The organism is Myxococcus sp. CA039A (assembly GCF_013336645.1).
GTDB classification, from domain to species: domain Bacteria; phylum Myxococcota; class Myxococcia; order Myxococcales; family Myxococcaceae; genus Myxococcus; species Myxococcus llanfairpwllgwyngyllgogerychwyrndrobwllllantysiliogogogochensis.
The window spans coordinates 1-16,632 of record NZ_JABUMQ010000261.1 but is presented as its reverse complement, the minus strand read 5'-3'; the positions used below and the strand labels follow the sequence as shown (position 1 = coordinate 16,632).

At 69.7% G+C, this 16,632-nt stretch carries 14 protein-coding genes; 4 read left to right on the top strand and 10 right to left on the bottom strand.

Going from position 1 to position 16,632, the window contains the following annotated elements; genetic code table 11:
- Together HR086_RS33875 and HR086_RS33870 are read left to right on the top strand one after the other, a co-directional pair.
- A partial coding sequence (locus HR086_RS33875) for a phosphate/phosphite/phosphonate ABC transporter substrate-binding protein (RefSeq protein WP_174467705.1) occupies nt 1-509 on the top strand: 509 nt, incomplete at its 5' end.
- A 121-nt stretch (nt 510-630) separates the two neighbouring features.
- Nucleotides 631-993 (top strand): GFA family protein, encoded by a 363-nt coding sequence (locus HR086_RS33870; protein ID WP_174457571.1) that lies wholly within the window; start codon nt 631-633, stop codon nt 991-993.
- 113 nt (nt 994-1,106) lie between these two features.
- Here HR086_RS33870 and HR086_RS33865 read toward each other — a convergent pair whose 3' ends face one another.
- From HR086_RS33865 to HR086_RS33840, 6 genes are all read right to left on the bottom strand, one after another.
- Nucleotides 1,107-2,474: a serine/threonine protein kinase gene (locus HR086_RS33865; protein WP_373564388.1), complete on the bottom strand. Its 1,368-nt coding sequence runs from the start codon at nt 2,472-2,474 to the stop codon at nt 1,107-1,109.
- A 106-nt stretch (nt 2,475-2,580) separates the two neighbouring features.
- Nucleotides 2,581-5,589 (bottom strand): choice-of-anchor D domain-containing protein, encoded by a 3,009-nt coding sequence (locus HR086_RS33860; protein ID WP_174463207.1) that lies wholly within the window; start codon nt 5,587-5,589, stop codon nt 2,581-2,583.
- A gap of 221 nt (nt 5,590-5,810) precedes the next feature.
- Nucleotides 5,811-6,668, bottom strand: a complete 858-nt coding sequence (locus HR086_RS33855; protein ID WP_174463208.1) for an alpha/beta fold hydrolase — start codon at nt 6,666-6,668, stop codon at nt 5,811-5,813.
- 43 nt (nt 6,669-6,711) lie between these two features.
- The gene (locus HR086_RS33850; RefSeq protein ID WP_141647550.1) at nt 6,712-6,891 is read right to left on the bottom strand and encodes a hypothetical protein; all 180 of its coding nucleotides are present in this window, start codon (nt 6,889-6,891) and stop codon (nt 6,712-6,714) included.
- A gap of 224 nt (nt 6,892-7,115) precedes the next feature.
- Complete coding sequence (locus tag HR086_RS33845) at nt 7,116-9,029, bottom strand: AAA domain-containing protein (RefSeq protein ID WP_174467704.1); 1,914 nt, start codon at nt 9,027-9,029, stop codon at nt 7,116-7,118.
- Between the two features lie 120 nt (nt 9,030-9,149).
- Nucleotides 9,150-11,471 (bottom strand): S8 family serine peptidase, encoded by a 2,322-nt coding sequence (locus tag HR086_RS33840; RefSeq protein ID WP_174467703.1) that lies wholly within the window; start codon nt 11,469-11,471, stop codon nt 9,150-9,152.
- 303 nt (nt 11,472-11,774) lie between these two features.
- Between HR086_RS33840 and HR086_RS33835 the strand changes: the two genes are divergently transcribed.
- Both HR086_RS33835 and HR086_RS33830 read left to right on the top strand, forming a co-directional pair.
- Nucleotides 11,775-12,251, top strand: coding sequence for an ATP-binding protein (locus HR086_RS33835; protein ID WP_174457566.1), 477 nt, complete (start codon nt 11,775-11,777; stop codon nt 12,249-12,251).
- On the top strand, nt 12,235-13,005 hold the full coding sequence (locus HR086_RS33830; RefSeq protein WP_174457565.1) for a tRNA(His) guanylyltransferase Thg1 family protein: 771 nt from the start codon (nt 12,235-12,237) through the stop codon (nt 13,003-13,005). The genes HR086_RS33835 and HR086_RS33830 overlap by 17 nt, the downstream gene beginning before the upstream one ends.
- Here HR086_RS33830 and HR086_RS33825 read toward each other — a convergent pair.
- The 4 genes from HR086_RS33825 to HR086_RS33810 all read right to left on the bottom strand — a co-directional run.
- Nucleotides 13,002-13,874, bottom strand: a complete 873-nt coding sequence (locus tag HR086_RS33825; protein ID WP_254625332.1) for a transglutaminase-like domain-containing protein — start codon at nt 13,872-13,874, stop codon at nt 13,002-13,004. The two genes, HR086_RS33830 and HR086_RS33825, sit on opposite strands and share 4 nt — an antisense overlap.
- A 21-nt stretch (nt 13,875-13,895) precedes the next feature.
- Entirely contained in the window at nt 13,896-14,438 is a 543-nt protein-coding gene (locus HR086_RS33820; protein ID WP_174467702.1) for a DUF350 domain-containing protein, read from the bottom strand.
- A gap of 62 nt (nt 14,439-14,500) precedes the next feature.
- Nucleotides 14,501-15,199: a peptidoglycan-binding protein gene (locus HR086_RS49460; protein WP_217442055.1), complete on the bottom strand. Its 699-nt coding sequence runs from the start codon at nt 15,197-15,199 to the stop codon at nt 14,501-14,503.
- A gap of 85 nt (nt 15,200-15,284) precedes the next feature.
- The coding region (locus tag HR086_RS33810) for a glycosyltransferase family 39 protein (protein WP_254626576.1) at nt 15,285-16,632 on the bottom strand (1,348 nt) is incomplete at its 5' end.

Sequence of the window (16,632 nt, the reverse complement as noted above, 5' to 3'; positions counted from 1 at the left end):
GGGCGGGGCTGACGGTGGAGCGCCTCAAGGGCACCACGGCGGCGTGGGTGGACCGGGATTCGGTGGCGGGCTACCTGCTGCCCACGGCCTACCTGAAGGCGCAGGGTTTGGAGCCCGCGCGGGCCTTCTTCGCGCAGCACTTCACGGGCTCCTACCGGGGCGCGCTGGAGTCGGTGCTGGACGGCAAGGCGGACGTGACGAGCGTCTTCTGCCCTCCGTCTTCCACGGGGCTGACGTACGGCACGGGCGTGGAGGATGTGCTGGGGGCGGGCGCGGGGCGCCGCTTCGAGCTCATCGCCTACACGGACGAGGCGCCCAATGACGGGGTGCCGGTGGCCATGGGGCTTCAGCCGCAGTTGGTGACGGCGCTGGAGTCGTCGCTCCTGGCCTTGCAGTCCTCGCCGGACGGGGTGTCGCTGTTGAAGGACATCTTCAACGCGGAGCGCTTCGAGCCCGCGCCGCGCATGGGCTACCGCGCGCTGTACCGCGTGGCGCTCGCGAGCCTGTAGCAGGCCGTTTCACGGACAGCCGCACGGCACGTGATGGTGTCGTGTCGCGGCTCGCGTTTGGCGCGGCGCGGCGCGCGATTTCGCGTGGGTGGCTCCGGGGAGGCGATGCAGGATGCCGCGCATGAGCGACCTCAAGAGCTACGAAGGCGGCTGTCACTGTGGGCAGGTTCGGTACGAGGTGAAGCTGGACCTCTCCCAGCCCGCGGTGACGTGTAACTGTTCCATCTGTCAGAAGACGGGCTCCATGCTGAGCTTCACCCCGATTGCGCAGTTCACGCTGCGCTCCGGGGAGGCGGCCCTCACGGACTACCAGTTCAACAAGAAGGTCATCCACCACGTCTTCTGCTCGAAGTGTGGCGTGCGCTCCTTCGCGCGGGGCGTGGGCCCGGACGGCTCGGAGATGGCGGCCATCAACGTGCGTTGCCTGGACGGCGTCGACCTGGGCGACGTGAAGACGATGCAGTTCGACGGCAAGAACCGCTGAGCGGGTGAGTGGAACCCTCGGGCACGGGCTTCCCGTGTCCCGATGGGTCGAAGCAAGTGGGTGTCTCAGACGGGTCCGGCGTTCAACCCGGGCCCGGACTCACCCGCACCTGGCTACGAGTCTTCGGGCTCACCCTGAGGACCTGGGCGGGTCGGCACGCGCTTGGGCGCGGAACCCGTTCGGCCGGGAGGAGGCGAGGGCGCCTTGCCGGAGCCCGTGCCGCCCTTGGCCGGAGCAACCGGAGCCGGCGAGCCGCCACTGGTGCCCTGGCTTCGCGGAACAGGCGCGGCGGTCGTCGAGGAAACCGCCCCCGCGCGTCGAGGCCCCATGGGCGAGGTCGACGACGAGGACACGCTCCCCTGAGGCTTCGACGGCAAGGCCGGCGCGGAGGGCGATGAGCTCCCCGGCTTGCGCGGAGGCACTTGCGCCGCACGCGGCGCGGCCTTCTGCGCATGGTTGCCCGTGTCACCCGCCGCCGCTGCCGCCGCCGCGGCCTGCTGCCGTGCGGCGATGCGCGGGTCGTAGTGGATGACGGTGGGCTCGGCGGCGAGCCGCTCCTCCTCCAGCTCCTCCGAATACGTGTCCTGCATGAAGGCCGCGAGGTGCGCCGGCGTCGCGTGCAGTTTGTGCTGCACGAGGAACTCATCCAACGCGAGCTGGACCTCACCGGCCGACGCGAAGCGCTCGTCGCGCTTGCGCGCCAGCGCCTTGAGCACAATCGCGTCCAGCTCCTTGGGGATGTCCGACGACAGCTCCGACGGGGGAACAATCTTCGTCCCCACCACCGCCTTGAGCGTGGCGATCTCCGTGTCGCGCTTGAACAGCCGCTGGTGCGTCAACAGCTCGTAGAACACCGTCCCCAGCCCGAAGATGTCGGAGCGATGGTCCAGCGGCTCGCCCCGCGCCTGCTCCGGGGACATGTACGCGTGCTTGCCCTTGATGGTGCCGACCACCGTCTGGGAGAACTTCCCGGACGCCTTCGCCACCCCGAAGTCGATGATCTTGACGCCGCCGTTGTAGCCGACGAGCACGTTCTGCGGAGACACGTCCCGGTGGATCAACGCCAGCTTGCGGCCCGACGGGCTGCGCGCGTTGTGCGCCGCATCCAACCCCGCCGCCGCGTCCGCGATGATGCGGCACTTAAGGGCCAGCGGAATCGACAGCTTGCGCTGCTGGGCCCTGAGTCCCAGGGGCCCCACCGCTTCGCCATGCACGTACTCCATGGCGATGAAGTACTGCCCGTCCACGTCACCCAAGTCGTAAATCTGGGCGATGTTCGGGTGGTTGAGGTGCGCGGCGATGCGCCCCTCGTCGAGGAACATCTCGATGAACTCGTCGTCCTCGGACAGGTGGGGCAACAGCCGCTTCACCACCAGCAGCTTCTGGAAGCCCACCGGCCCCTTCTGCCGCGCGAGATAGACGGCGCCCATCCCGCCGATGGCGATTTTCCGCAACAGCTCGTAGCGGCCGAATGTCTCCACGTCCGCGCCAGGATAGCCGTGCCGGGGCCACGTGCGGAAGCCCGCGCCGCGTCATTTCCCCGCGACGACAGCGCCCCGCATCCAGACGGATGCGGGGCGCCATACCTCAGGGAGCGGCGGGCGGTACCTTGCACACGCTGCGGTAGCGCACCTCCACCGTCTGTCCGGGCCTCGGCACCGCCGCGCCTCCGAAGACGATGGCGTTCGCATCCTCGTCATACGACCACTGGGCCTCCGGCACCGACTGGCCCTGCACGCGCACTGTCATCTCCGCGGCTCCCGCGGGCTCCGCCGTCAGCGGGAAGTCCGCCTGCAGGTCCCCCGCGCGCTGGATGACCGAGTCCAGCAGGGGGCGGTAGTCGCCCTCGCAGATGGACTCCGCCCGTCCGCCCGTGCCACGCGCCACCGCCACGAAGCGGTCCGCGTCACTGCCCGCCGTGGTGCAGCGGCTGTCGGTGGGCACCAGCGCGTAGAGCTGGCTGCGGTGTGACATGCCCGTGCCCTTCAACGTCTGGAGGAACTGGATGTAGCTGTCCGGCACGAAGCCCGAGTTGTCGTCCTCGTCCGCCAGCACCACCACCGCCATTCTCGCCGCTGGCCGCGTGAAGCCCCAGTTGCCGTCGTTGGGCTGCGCGGTGCGCGGGTCGTCCGTCTGCTCGGACAGGGGCGCGGAGAGCGCCTGGCGCATCGTCTCCAGGCCCTGCACCAGGTTGTGGCACAGGCCCACGTCGATGTTGGACTGGAGCCCCGCCGCCGCGTTGGGGCTGTTGCTGGAGAGCACCCGCGCGCGGTTGCCGTCCACCGGGAACAACCGGCCCGCCTCGCCGCCGTTGGCGCCACCCCCACACTGTGGCCCGCGCTGCACGAGGCCCGTGCTGGTGACACCCACGCGCACGTCCACGTTCTGCTGCCGCGCGTAGTCCAGCCAGCCGGGAATCGCCGACTTCAGGCGCTCTTGGTACGGGTCCATGGTCGTCGTGTTGGAGACCACGAAGAGCACGTCGAGCTGGCTGTCGGTGCCCTGCGTGTAGCGGTCCACCTGGATGCCCTCGTGGTTCGTCTCGCCAATCAGCGGCACCAGGAAGGGCGCGGCTTCGTTCGCGGCGCGCAGGTACATGGGCGTGTAGTGCTGACCCAGCACGTTGCGCGCGTAGTCCACCTCCAGCTCGAAGCCCTCGCCGGCCAGCAGCGTGCGCGGCTGGGTGATGGGCGTCAGCAGGGAGAACTGGGTGCTGGTGCCATTGCCGATGTCGGCGCCCGTGACGGTGACAGGCTCGCTGCACCGGTTGGCGATGTACGTCTTGCGCGGCGCCGCGGCGCAGTCGTAGCGGATGGGGCCGAAGTCCACGTAGGCGGGCGTGGCGACGAGGCAGCTCGCCTTCGACACGCCCTTGAGGGGCAACGTCACGGTGGGCGCCGCCGGGTTGTTCACCGTCAGCTTCAGTTCGCCCGTGTACTCACCCTCGGCCGAGGGCCGGAAGGCCACCATGGCGCTGAAGGCCGTGTCGTAGAGCACGACGCCACCGGTGAGCTTGCCGCCCGGCATGAAGAAGGCGCCATTCGCGTCGTTGGAGAGGTGCACGTCCTTCACCGCGCACTCCGCGCGGCCCGGGTTGCGGAAGTAGAAGCCCAGCACCGCGCCTCGGCCCGGCACCACGTTGCCAAAGTCCATCACCGGCTGGGGCCGCAGCTCGTACACGCACGGTCCGCTGGTGCGCGCCCGGCCCGTCAGGATGACCTCTCGCTCCGGGTTGAACACGTCGTCGGAGCGCACGCGCAGCCGCGCCTGGAAGCTGCCTTCCGACGTCGGCTCGAAGTAGACCTTCAGCTCCAGCGCGTCGTTGCCCGGCGCGATTTCCAGACCGCCGGATTCGAACGCGGGCCACGCGCCCGCCGTCCACGGATAGCGCTGCGTGCCGCGCGTGGGCACGTCCACGCTGAACTGGGTGCTGGCGCCATCCGCCGTCACGCCCACGAAGCGCAGCGAGCCGTTGGTGCCCGCGTTGGAGATGCGGATGACCCGCTCCACCTTGCCGCCCACCGGCAGCTCTCCGAAGTCCAGCGCCACCGGCGTCACCGCCAGGGTGGGACGGCCGCCTCGCGCATCCAGGATGACCTCCGACCGCCGAGGCTTGTCGGAGGCGTAGTGCACCTTGAGGTCGCCCACGTTGGGGCCGGAGAAGCGCGCGGCGAACTCCATCTTCAGCTCCACCACCTCGCCCGGCGCCACCGTGGAGCCCTCCGGCTTGGAGAGCGGCACGAAGGCGTGGTCGCTGGTGACGAGCTGGGCGATGGTCACTGGCCGCCAGGTGATGTTGCGCGCCCGCGTGAAGGACTGCGTGCGCTCATGCACCGGAATCAAGTCGAACGGCACCGGCGCCGGGTCGAACACGAAGGCCGTGGCCACCGAGTGGCCCTTGAGGTCCACCACCGACGCGGTACACGTCTCGCACGAGCGCACCTCCAGTCGCGCGTCCATGGCGCCCAGCGCACGCGGCAGGTACTGCGTGCTCACCTTGCGCGAGGACAGGGGAGGAATGGTGATGGTGTCCGGCGTGAAGGGGTCCGGCCAGTCGCCGCGCACCGCCAGCGTCAGCGGCAGGTCCACCGGGTTGGTGATGGTGACCTCCAGGTTGCGCTCGCTGTCCACCTCCAGCGTCTCGTAGTCGAGCACCGGCGGGTCGATGATGATTTGCGTGGGCGTGCCCAGGCCCGTGACGCGCACTTGCGCCTGCGCGCCCTGGTTGGCGTCGGTGGAGACGTACACCGTCTCTTCCGTCACGCCCTCGCCGAGCGGATGGAAGCGCACGCGCACCAGATGGGATTCGCCCGGCATCACCCGGCCGCCACCTTCCGCCAGCTCCACCTCGTAAGAGGGGTTGCCGACAATGGCCAGTGCCTCGATGGCGAAGAAGGGCACATAGCCGACATTGCGGATGCGCACCTCGCGCTCCCGCCACTCGCCCACCGGCACCTCCCCGAAGTCGAGCACGTCCATGTCCACCACCGCTGTCGCATGCACCGCGCGGGTCTCATCACCCTCGTGGCAGCCGACCAGTCCGGTGGCGACGAGCACCGCCAACGCGAGGACTCGCCCCCTCAACCCCATCCCCATTGTCCGCTCCTCACCCTTCTCCCCACACGCACCCGTCTGGGTCCGGTGCGTGATCCGCCGACTTCCCCCTCTCCAATTCGCATACCAACCCGTGGGACCTAGGGTGGTGTCCTGAATTCAAGGGGTTGAGATGCGCAGTCGCCGGAGAGGGCCGTGGAGGGAACGGAGTTACCCTGGAAGGTGAAAGAGTTTTCCAGGGGTTCTGACCGGTGCGGGCCTCTTCAGCGGATGAAGTCGGCCAGTGCGCGGGCGACTTCGGCGGGCTGCTCCATATGCACGTGATGTCCCCCCGGAATCATTTGAGGGGGCGCCACGAGGGTGCGCAGGGCCAGAACCCGGCGATCCAACTTCGGAGCGTCGGGCCACAGGCCCTCCTGGCCCCGGATGAGCTGCACCGGGCAGGTGAGCGCGGCCTGGAGCGCGAGCCACTGTGCTTCGTCGTACCCTTGCGCGAAGCGGCGACGGTGTCGTGAATCGAACGTGAAGGCCACCCCCCCTTCGTACGGCTCGGTGCCGTGCTCGGCCAGATGCAAGGCGGCGGCCTCCGGCAAGGAGGGGTTGTTCTCGCGCAGGCGAGCGGCCGCGGACGCCACATCCGGGTAGCGCTTGCGATTCGGGGGCCGGCGCGAGTCATTCATGAAACCTCGCAGCCGCGCCACCGCGACTTCGGGCGGGCCGCCGGTGGGACCCATGCTTTCGATGAGCGACAGGCCGAGCACCCGCTCCGGCCGCACGGCCGCGTACGTCAGCGCGACGATGCCGCCCAGCGAGTGGCCCACCAGGTGCGCCTTGCCCAGCCCCAGCCCATCCAGTGCGGCCTCCATGTCCAGGAGGTGGTCACCGGACTGGTAGTGGGCCTCGGGCGGCGCGTGCGCGCTCTGTCCCATGCCCCGGAAGTCGAGCAGCGCCAGTCGCCAATGGGCGGGCACATGCTCGATGACGCCATCGAAGCTGTGGGAGTGGTCCAGCCAGCCGTGGAGGAACAGCACGGCGGGCGCGGTGTCGGCGCCCGGGCGCCAGCGCACGTGAAGGCGCAGACCCTGGGCGTCGACGAAGCGGGATTCGAGCGAGGTGGACACGGGCGACTCCTCCCCGTGGCTTACCCCAGCGCGTGTCCTGTCTCTAGCGCGGCGGCGAGGGAGGCCGTGGCGGCGCCCCGGTATCGGGCTTGGACATCACCAGCGCGAGCTGCCGCGCCTGATTCTCCGTCGCACAGCGATACTCCTGGACCCTCCCGTTCTCCTTCTCGATACGGAGTACCCAGACGTCGTTTTCCTTCGTGACATTCGGCCGCTGAGACATGTGGCGGTTCCTCCCCACCCTGGGGCACAAGCACGTCTCGTGCCCGACAGCGGGTTTGGAGCCAAATGCTCGATATCCGGGCACTGAACCCCGCATGGAGAGGGTCAGGTGACAAATTTGGTTCGCCCAGGCGACAAATTTTGGATCATGACCCTGACAGTCCTTGCGTAGTACCCCAGGGCTGGGTCAGGCGAGACCTGTATCACTGAGAGGGATTGGATGTTTCAGAGGGCGTCCGGCCACTCCCAGGCGGAGCGGTAGCCCTCGGTCGTTTGAGTCCCTTCGATAAAGCGTGCGTAGAAGGGATGCGCGCTGAGGGTGGCGGAGTCGCCCACGACGAAGAGGTGTCGGCGGGCGCGGGTGAGGGCGACGTTCATCCGGCGCAAGTCGTTGAGGAAGCCCACCTGTCCCTCGCTGTTGGAGCGGGTGAGGGAGACGAGGATGGCGTCCTTCTCCCGGCCCTGGAACGCGTCCACCGTGTCCACCTCGACGTCGGGGGCGAAGGACTCCAGGCGCTCGCGCAGGCGGTGGGCCTGGGCGCTGTAGGGGGTAATCACCGCGAGCTCCCGTTGGGACAGGCCGGCCGCGAGCAGCGCGCGGGCGCGAGCCTCCACCAGGTCCGCCTCGCCCGTGTTGAAGAGGCTGCGGGTGGTGGGCTCCACCTCTTCATCGAAGCCCTTGCCCGCGGTGTCGAGGAAGAGGACGGGCGGGGCGTCCAGTTGCGTGTCGGGAGGCAGGACGTCCGCGAGCGTGCGGTCCGCGACGGAGGGGTGGGCGCGCAGCGCGCCGCCGTACATCTCGCGGGAGGGGAAGTCCATGATGCGCGTGTTCATCCGGTACTGCTCGCGCAGCATGCGCTTGACGCCGTCGCCGTGGTCCGCGAGCAGCCGCTCGAAGAGGCTCACCGCGAGGCCCGCGCGGGCGGCCTCCTGGGAGAGCACGGTAGGGGGCAGCTGCTGCGGGTCTCCGGCGAGGATGACGATGGGCGCGCGCAGGAAGCCCAGGAGCGCGAGCGGCTCGGTGGCCTGGGTGGCCTCGTCGAGCAGCGCCAGGTCGAACTTCTCGCCGGAGAGCACGCTCGACTCGAGGCTCGCGAGCGTGACGCAGACGACGTCCGCGTTGGCCAGCACGGAGCGCACCGCCTTGCGCTCCAGCGCGCGGGCCTCGTCGAGCATCGCCTTGGCCTCCGTCGTGGACGAGCGCGCGTTGGAGAAGCGCTCGCGGCTGCGGCCCTGGGTGCGCTGGCGCCGCGCGTAGCCCAGCAGGGAGAACGCCTCGTCGAAGAGGTCCCTGGAGATGATGCGGTCGGGGTGCTCCTCCACGACGATGTCCAGCGTGTGCTCCTGGAGCCGGGCGGCGACGCGGGCGGGGTGGCCCACGCGAATCGCTCGCAGGCCCTGGGCCAGGCACAGGTCCAAGAGGTGGTCCACGGCGGCGTTGCTGGCGGCGGTGCACAAGAGGCGCTGGCCCCGGGCCACGGCTTGCGCGGCGACCTCCGCCAGCACGGTGGACTTGCCGGTGCCCGGCGGGCCGTGGACCAGGAAGAAGTCCTCGGCGGCGAGCGCGCGTCCCACCGCGTCCAGTTGCTCCGGGTTGAGGGGGCGGCCGGCTTCGAAGGGGCGGGGCGTGTCACTGCGCGGGGGCTCGTTGCCCAGGAGGACCTCGCGCTTGCGGCGCTCCAGGCCCTTGTCCATCGCCTTCACGCGCTGGAGGCCGTTGCGCATCCGCTCGTAGGTGATGTCGTTAGGGACGACGTCCAGCCGCAGCAGGCCCTCGTGGACATACGGCGGAGGCGAGCGGTCGAAGGCGAGCTGGAGGCGCGTGGCGCTGGCGCGTGAGATGAGGGCCTTCGCGGGCTCGCTCACCTCGGCTCGGCGGGGGAACACGGCCACGAGGTCGCCGTTGTGGAGCCGGGAAGGCAGTCTCGCGCGATCGGCCCGGGCCAGCGTGAGCAGGACGCGGCCGCCCAGGCCGACCTCCTCCTCGACGGTCTCCAGGTCCAGGACGGACAGGCCCTGCTCCTCGCGCTCATGGAGGGACAGGCCCTCGGCGAGGGTGGCCAGGCGGGCTTTCTCGGCCTCGCGCTCGCGGGCGAGCAGTGAGCCGAGCTGGTCGAAGAAGGAGACGTCACGGGCCATGGGGCCCTGTCATGCCATCCGGGCGCGACGACGGCCAGTGTCTCGGATGGAGCCGTGTCGCGCGGTGGGCGGGCCGGTGCCCCGCGAGGGAACACCGGCCCACCCGACGTCGGGGGACGACTACGGCTGGATGAGGCCGCCGCTCACCACGAGCGCGTACAAGGCGTCGATGGCGCGCGTCGACAGGTTCGTGTCCTGGACAATCTGGTCGCCCAGCACTTCCACCGTCCAGGTGCCCTCCTCGGGCTCACGGACGAAGACGTTCTCCACGGTGTCCACCGTGTTGGACACGCCGCCGGGCGTGGAGACGTTGCCCGCGGACAGCCCGTTGTTGCCCCAGTAGATGACGCCCGACGGCGACGTCACGCGCACCGACAGGTCATTGATGCGCGCCTGCGCGGCGCCCACGGTGCCCGCCGGGTCCGTGTAGACGAGGGTGACGTTGAACTCCTTCTCTCCCTGCGGCACGGCGACCGAGTAGGTGTTGATGCCCAGGGGCAGGAGGTTGTCCGTCTCGTTGATGATGCTCGTCTGTGCGGCGCGCGTGTGCAGGCGCTCCACGTCCGCGTGGCCCCAGCCCTGGCGCACGCGCGTCAGGTCGGCGTTGGTGCCGCCCAGGGTCCACTCGTAGCGGGACGCCAGGTTGATCATCAGCGCCTTGGCGGTGGCCATCTTCGGGCGGCTGTCGAAGACATCCGTCCCACCGCCGAAGCCGGCCCACACGCCCTCGTGCCACATCTGGAACAGCAGGCCGAAGTGGCCCGACGTCTGCGGCGTGGCCGCGCTGGTGCCGCTGAAGTTGTAATACGAGTTGTTGCTCGTGTTGTTGGCCGCGCGGACCGCGTCATAGAAGAACGAGAGGTCCGGCTTGATGCGACCGTCGGCCGCCGGGCCGATGCTGGCGCCGCCGTTCCACCGGTCATCCCCGGGGCTGGCGTTGTCGTAGTGGTAGAAGCCGCCCACGGAGACGATGTTCTTCGCCCACGCCTGGGGCCGCGAGTTGCGCGTGCCCGCGTTGCTCTGCGACTGGGTGCTGAGGATGGGGTGCTTGAACAGGTAGTCGTCCACCTCGGCGGAGATGGTGGTGTACGCGGTGCCCAGCGCGCTGCCCACGCTCGACGTCTGGAACACTGCGCGGTACGGGCCGGCCGGGTCCGTCAGCTCACGGTTGATGTCGTAGCGCGACTTGGTGCCGCCGAACTGCGTGGACTGGCTGTAGAGGAAGAAGATGCCCTGACCGTCGGGCAGGAGGCCCCGCGCGTTGGCGTCCACGCCCCTGGCGAAGTTGATGCTGTAGCAGCTCGTGCCGTGCGCGCTGCCGGCGCTGGACGTGCTGTGGATGAGGGGGGGAGTGGCCCACTCCTGGTGGGTCGTGCGCAGCTCGGTGTCGAAGATTTCCCCGCGCACTCCCTGGCCGGTCCAGGTCTCGTACTTCTCCAGGTAGTTGGCGCCGCCCACCTCGCGCACGTTGTTCATGTCCACTTCACCCGGCCCACCCCAGCGGTCGATGTATTGCACCGCATTGGAGCGCACCAGCCGCTCGAGCTGGGGCTGGGTGAGCGTGGCCTCCAGGCGCAGGCCTCCCGCCTCGATGAGCTCCACCGTGCCGCCCAGCTTGCGCACCGCTTCGGCGACCTCTCCCTGCCGCGCCGCGCCGCGCTCGCCCACCATGATGGAGTAGCGCTGCGGCTCCAGTCGCGCCGCGCGCCCCGTCAGGGCATCGCGCAGCACGCCCTCCACGCGGTACTCGGGATGGTACGGCCCCACCCAGCGCACGAAGGGCAGCTCCGTCACGCGCTTGCGGGTGTCCGCGCTCATCTCCACCAGGAACGTGTGGTCCGTGAGGAAGCGCAGCACCTTGCCTCCCTCGCGCTCCAGCGCCTCACGCAGCTCCGGCAGCGGCGTGGCCTGGAGCTGCACGAGCGACAGCGTGTTCTCCGCGTCCGCTGCGAGGAGGCCCGCCACCAGGGGCACCGCCTCGCGCAGCGGGTCGAAGCGCGCGTGCTCCAGGCGCACCTGGTACGTCGTGGGCTGCGCGCGGCCCACCAGCTCCGTGCCGCCCCGGCTGTAGGCGAAGAAGTCCTGGCGCTGTCCGTCCGCGCCTTCCTCCTCCCAGACGTGCAACTGCAGCTGCGTCTTGGGGACCGCCAGCGTCCTCAGCGCATGGATGGTGTTGTCCGTGCGGTGGAAGACGCGGCCTGTCCCCGTGACGAGCGCGTGACGTCCGCTCACAGAGGCCGAGAGGCCCGTGGCGGGCCGCGCCGCGCTCGCGGCCAGCGTGTCGACGATGCGCGCGGGAAGCGCCGCGCCGCGCTCGACTCCCGCGCGTGACGGCTGCTTCGACGCCGCGAGCACCGGCAGCGGTGCGAGGAGGCCCCAGCCCAGGGCCATGACAGAGAGCCGACGCCAGCGTCCCGCATACGACGAGAAGGGGGTTTCCATTCGGTGTCTCCTGTTCGGGTTGCGCTTCGTGCTGCTCCCGCCGCCTGCTGCTCCAGTCCGAGCGGCGGATTACGACAGCTCTTTAATTTGTGTAATTCGAGACTTAATTGTTAATCCGGACAATCGAGCCGAATCAACACAATCGGGGTGGCGGGCGTGTGAGCTGTGCAAAGCCACACAGCGCGCGGAGCGTCGGGTAGACGTGCGCGCTAGAGGTGCCGTGCTCTCGGAGGTCGCCCTCACCGGAGCCCGCGTGCCGAGCGTCAGCCGAGGCTCGGGCGTCGCGTCGGGAGGGGCTCCGTCATGGAACTCATCCTCTTCATCGGGTTACAGGCCTCCGGCAAGAGCCGCTTCTTCCAGCGCCGCTTCGCGGACACGCACGTGCTGGTGAGCAAGGACCTGTGGCCGCATGCGCGGCGCAAGGAGGCCCGGCAGCGCAGGCTCATCGTCGAGGCCCTGAGCGCGGGGCGCTCGGTGGTGGTGGACAACACGCACCCCACGCTGGAGCAGCGCGCGCCGCTCATCGCCCTGGGGCACGAGCAGGGTGCGCGAGTGCTCGGCTTCTATTTCGAGTCGCGGCTCGCGGACTGCCTGGCACGGAACGCGAAGCGAGAGGGCCGTGCCAGGGTGCCGGAGGTGGCGCTGTACGCCACGGTGAAGTGCCTGCGGCGGCCGAGCATCGAGGAAGGTTTCGATTCGCTGTCCCACGTGAAGTGGGCCGCCGACGGCGGCTTCATCGTCGAGGACTGGAAGGAGGAGCGAGATGTGGGACCCGGATGAGCTGGCCCAGCGGATGCGACGAGGCGAGATGTTCCATGACCTGCGCCTCCTGCCTGGAGCGTGGGCGGTGGTGCGCGTGGATGGACGTGGTTTCTCCCGCTTCACGCAGGAGCGCTTCGAGAAGCCCTTCGACCCGCTCTTCCACCGGCTGATGGTCCGCACGGCCAGCGCGTTGCTGGAGGAGCTCCAGGGCGCGTACGCGTACACGCAGAGCGACGAAATCTCCGTGCTCTTCCGGCCGGACTGGTCGCTGTACGACCGCGAGGTGGAGAAGCTGGTGTCGCTGTCCGCGGGCCTCGCGAGCGCCACCTTCACGCACGCGCTGGGCGTTCCGGCCGTGTTCGATGGGCGCGTGTGGCTGGGCGCGGATGAGCGCTCGGTGCTGGACTACTTCGCGTGGCGCCAGGCGGATGGCACGCGGTGTTCGCTGCACGGCTGGTGTTACTGGACGCTGCGCAAGGAGGGGCTGAGCGCGGCGCAGGCCACGCGCGAGCTGGACGGGCGCCCGGTGTCCTTCAAGCACGAGCTGCTCTTCCAGCGGGGCATCAACTTCAACGAGCTGGCGCTCTGGCAGCGCCGGGGCTCGGCCATCCGCTGGGAGCACTACACGAAGGAAGGCGTGGACCCTCGCGATGGCTCACGCCACCTGACGACCCGCCGCCGGCTCGGGGTGGACTCGGAGCTTCCGATGAAGGAGGCGTACGAGCGGTATCTGCGCGAGGTGCTCGCCGCGCCCCCCGTGGAGGCGCGCTAGCCGGAGGTGCTGGACTCCAGCGCCATCACCCGCCACAGCCGGGGCTTGTCGTACTTGGGCGGAATCATGCCCACCGGCCAGCCCTCGGCCGTGACTTCCGCGTACTGGTAGGTGCGCCCACCGTGGCGCATGCGGGTGCCCGTGCCCGGCAGGCCCACGCCCACCGCCGCGTGGGCCAGCGGGTCCGAGTAGAGAATCACCGCGTCGATGCCCACCTGCCGCAGCAGCATCACCGCGAGCACCGCCTTGGAGTCGCAGTCGCCCTTGTTGCGAGCGGGCACCAGCGCGGGGGGGATGATGCCGAAGGGCTCGTCCAGGGGCAGCTCGTACTGGATGCGCTGCACGAAGTTGAGGATGAGCTGCGCGGCCTGCGCGGAGTCCAGGTTCCGCTCGCGCACGGACGTAACGAAGCGCTCGCCCAGCGCCTTCACCGGCCCCTCGTTGCTGCGGATCAGCTCCTCGTAGATGCACCGCATGTCGGCCGAGCAGCCGCGCGGCGGCTGATACGTGAAGCGCTCACCGCCGAGGGAGCGGTAGCGAAGCCTGCGCCCGAAGACCTTGTGCTGGTCCTCCAGCCACGCGTCCAGCGTGTCGCCCAGGCCGTACGTCAGCCGGTTCCCGGGGGGATGGATGCTCTCCGCGTTCCAGTCATACGTGCGCGCGCGCGACAGCGACGTGTCGGCGGGAATCAGCACGGTGCCCAGCTCCACCGCGCCCTCGCCCACGGGCGGGACAGGCACGTTCGAGCGCACGTTCATGTCCGCCAACTGGCCCATCATCCCCAGGCCACAGCAGCACAGGCAGCTCCCCACGCCGAGCAGCGCGAGGAGCAGCTTGAAGGCCATCTTCATGCCGGAGCTGGTGGACATGGGCTCGACGACGCCCTCCCGCTATCCGGGAGCGACCATCGTCCCCTCGGGAAGCTGGGGGAAGGGGATGAGCCCGTTGAGGGCGGCCTGGAGCCCCGGCGCCGTCAGCAGCGCGAGGACGAGGAGGATGGCGGAGAGGATGAGCGCGGCGGCGATGTTGCCCTTGCGCACCTCGGCCAGCTCATCGATGCCGGGTGTCATCCTGTCAAACAGGAGGATGCCCAGCGCGAGCACCGCGACGCCGACTCCCAGCGACAGGCCCACGTGCAACGCGGCCACCGCGAGCAGCTTGCCCGCCATCATCGGATGGAAGGGCTGGGTGCGCACGGTGAGGTCCACCGCGTCCGACGTGGCCTGCACCGCGTGTTGCACGAGCATGCCCAGCGACACGAGGCTGGTGGCGTGGACGATGCCGGCGGCGGTGTTGCCCTGGCGCAGCTCCTCCACCGGATTGGTGCCGAGGATGCGGCTCAGGCCGCGCAGCGCGAGCCAGATGCCCAGCGCGGCGATGAGGCCGCCCAGCACGACTTTGACGAGACCGACGAGGAAGAGGGCGAGGTCCATGCGGAGCACTTCCGGCGCCATGGGAGCGCCGGTGGCCGCACTCTACACCCGTCGTCCCCGGCTCACCCGTACTTGAGGCCAGGGATGAGCGCGCCGGATGTCCAGCCTCGGCCATTGGCGTTGAAGATGCCCACGCCGTACGCGGAGCCTCGCGCTTCAATGGTGCGCCCGTCGCCCAGGCTGATGGCCACGTGGCCGGGCCGGTACAGCAGCGCGCCGCGCGTGCGCAGGGCCTCGTCGACGGAGATGGTGGTGCCCTTCTGCTTGAAGTACGGCACCTGGTTCATCGTGCCGTCGGGGACGGAGACGCCCGCCTGGTGCGCGGCCCACTGCACCAGCTCCGAGCAGTCGAACTTGGACGGGTTGGGGTCGTTCAGGTTCGTCTCCGCGCCGAAGACATACCGGTCTCCCTTCTGCGCGAGCGCCTTCTGGACGAACGCCTCCGCGGTGCCCTTCGTCCCTGGCTGCGGCTTGGGCGGAGGCTTCACGCCCCCCGCGTTCAGCGCGCCCCAGGTCTTCGGGCCGACGATTCCGTCCTGCTTCAGGCCCTTCGCCTTCTGGAAGGACAGCACCGCGGCGCGCGTCTTCGGCCCGAAGTCCCCGTCGATGGGGCCCGGGTTGAAGCCCGCGGCGGCCAGCTTCTTCTGAAGCGTTGTCACTGTCGCGCCCTTGGAGCCCTGACGCACGGTGGGAGGCGTGGCTGCCGCGGCGGTGGTGGCGGTGGCGACTCGGCGCGAACCCGCACTGGACACAGTCGACATGAGGGGGACCCCGCTTAATGAGCAAAGACGGTTTCCCTGGTTATCGATGACTGCGATTGGAAGTTGTCATGCCCTCCGGGGAGGGTCAGGGCTTCTTGCCCCGCACCCACCACACCCGAAAGAAATGCAGACGGCGGCCCTGGAAAGTTCCAACCAGCTCGGCCGGGTCTTCCATTGACTCGTAATGACTGGTCAACGCGGGCGGCGGGAGGGGCCCATCTTCTTCCACCCAGAGCACGTCTTTTCCCGGAGGGACGAGTGGTTCTGGCCACACGTCGTACTGGCTGATGCGCACCAGGCCCGCGGTCCCCACGGGGATGCCCGAGTAGTGGGCAATCATTGACGCGAGCTGGTAGTTGCCGGCGTACACGGCGACGACGTCGCCTGGCTTCATTTCGGGGAAGAGCTTCTCGGGTGCGGACAGCGCGCGCAGCACCTCCCAGCCGTGCGTGCGCCACAGGGCCGTATCGCGCTTGAAGCGCAGCATGGGGAAGAACAGGTGCAGCGTCACGGCGAGCACCACCGCGAGGCCTGAGAACGCCGCCGCGAGCTGCCAGGGGCGCCGCATGCCCGCGACGCCCACGCACACGGAGAGGTAGGCCATGGTCGTCCAGTTGACCTCGCCTCGCGCGCGCGACGCCGCGTAGCCGAAGAACAAAAGGGGCACCAGGGCCGCCATGCGCAGCAGGAACTGCTCGCGAGGTCCTCGCAGCGCGTACACCAGCGCGAGCGGGAAGATGACCGGACCGCCGAAGGCGAACTGGCCTCCGAGGAACTCGCCCAGCGTCTTCCACCCGCCCTGTCCCTCCAGGCCATGGCGGAGCTGGAAGGCGATGCCCACCCAGTCGTGCCGTGCGTTCCACAGCAACACCGGCACGAGGAACAGCGCGGCCAGCACGCCGGTGCCCCAGGCGCCTCGGGGCAGGCGTCGGTGCTTCAGCGCGGTGACGAGGAAGGCCACGCCCAGCAGCACCGCGGGGAACTTGGCCAGCACCGCGAGGCCCGAAGCCAGCCCCGCCCAGAGCCAGCGCTCGCGCCACAGCGCCCACAGCGCGAGCGTCCAGAGCAGCAGCAGGGCGGTGTCCGGTGTGGCCCAGACGCCGGCCACCATGCCTCCGGGCACCACGCTCCACAGGGCCGCCGCGCGCCAGGCGGCTTCACGGCTCTGGTACACGTCCCGGGCCAGTCCCCACACGGCGACCACGGTGCCGGTGCCGCAGAGGAACGCGGTGCCGTGGATGCCGAGCGCGGCGATGAGCCAGGCGATGAGCGGCGGATGGTCGTAGTAGCCCCAGTCGAGCCGCTGGGCCCATTGCCAGTAGTAGGCGGTGTCGAAGTAGACGTCGGTGCCGAGCGCCAACACGACTCTCACCGCGAGGGCGACGCCCAGCAGGGTGAGACACGTCTTGAGGCCGAGGCCGACGGGGGTGGGC

Excerpts from the sequence above, each read along its gene's own strand:
- HR086_RS33870 (WP_174457571.1), top strand. The coding sequence starts at position 631 with ATGAGCGACCTCAAGAGCTACGAAGGCGGCTGTCACTGTGGGCAGGTT.
- HR086_RS33860 (WP_174463207.1), bottom strand. The coding sequence starts at position 5,589 with ATGGGGATGGGGTTGAGGGGGCGAGTCCTCGCGTTGGCGGTGCTCGTC.
- HR086_RS33850 (WP_141647550.1), bottom strand. The coding sequence starts at position 6,891 with ATGTCTCAGCGGCCGAATGTCACGAAGGAAAACGACGTCTGGGTACTC.
- HR086_RS33845 (WP_174467704.1), bottom strand. The coding sequence starts at position 9,029 with ATGGCCCGTGACGTCTCCTTCTTCGACCAGCTCGGCTCACTGCTCGCC.
- HR086_RS33840 (WP_174467703.1), bottom strand. The coding sequence starts at position 11,471 with ATGGAAACCCCCTTCTCGTCGTATGCGGGACGCTGGCGTCGGCTCTCT.
- HR086_RS33835 (WP_174457566.1), top strand. The coding sequence starts at position 11,775 with ATGGAACTCATCCTCTTCATCGGGTTACAGGCCTCCGGCAAGAGCCGC.
- HR086_RS33830 (WP_174457565.1), top strand. The coding sequence starts at position 12,235 with ATGTGGGACCCGGATGAGCTGGCCCAGCGGATGCGACGAGGCGAGATG.
- HR086_RS33825 (WP_254625332.1), bottom strand. The coding sequence starts at position 13,874 with ATGTCCACCAGCTCCGGCATGAAGATGGCCTTCAAGCTGCTCCTCGCG.
- HR086_RS33820 (WP_174467702.1), bottom strand. The coding sequence starts at position 14,438 with ATGGACCTCGCCCTCTTCCTCGTCGGTCTCGTCAAAGTCGTGCTGGGC.
- HR086_RS49460 (WP_217442055.1), bottom strand. The coding sequence starts at position 15,199 with ATGTCGACTGTGTCCAGTGCGGGTTCGCGCCGAGTCGCCACCGCCACC.